The sequence below is a fragment of the Erythrobacter sp. HI0063 genome (genome assembly GCF_001635685.1).
Lineage (GTDB): Bacteria > Pseudomonadota > Alphaproteobacteria > Sphingomonadales > Sphingomonadaceae > Qipengyuania.
Map to the genome: position 1 here is coordinate 1 of NZ_LWFF01000212.1, position 271 is coordinate 271.

Below are 271 nucleotides of genomic sequence, written 5' to 3' on the forward strand. Positions count from 1 at the left end.
CGAACCCCTTTGCGACGTTATCCAACTTTTCGTCGTAGAGAATGAAATTCGAGCATTTGCGTAGAAATTCGACTTCTGCTTCTGGCTCGAACCATGCTCGATGGTAGGCTCCACGAGTCCAGCCTGGCTTCCCGATACGTGAGGCGCTGTCGATGGCAGAAGTGACGTTTTTCTTCAGAATATTCTTGAAGGAATCGGGAAGCGTTAAAAGAAGATCCTCGATACGCTCCGCTTGCTTGACAAATTTTGCTTTTACGAAAGCCATAATTGC

The 271-nt window shown here is 47.2% G+C and carries 1 protein-coding gene; it reads right to left on the reverse strand.

Going from position 1 to position 271, the window contains the following annotated elements; all coding sequences use genetic code 11:
- Window positions 1-271 (reverse strand): hypothetical protein (locus A3736_RS17525; protein WP_197465529.1); only part of this gene is annotated, 271 nt, incomplete at both ends.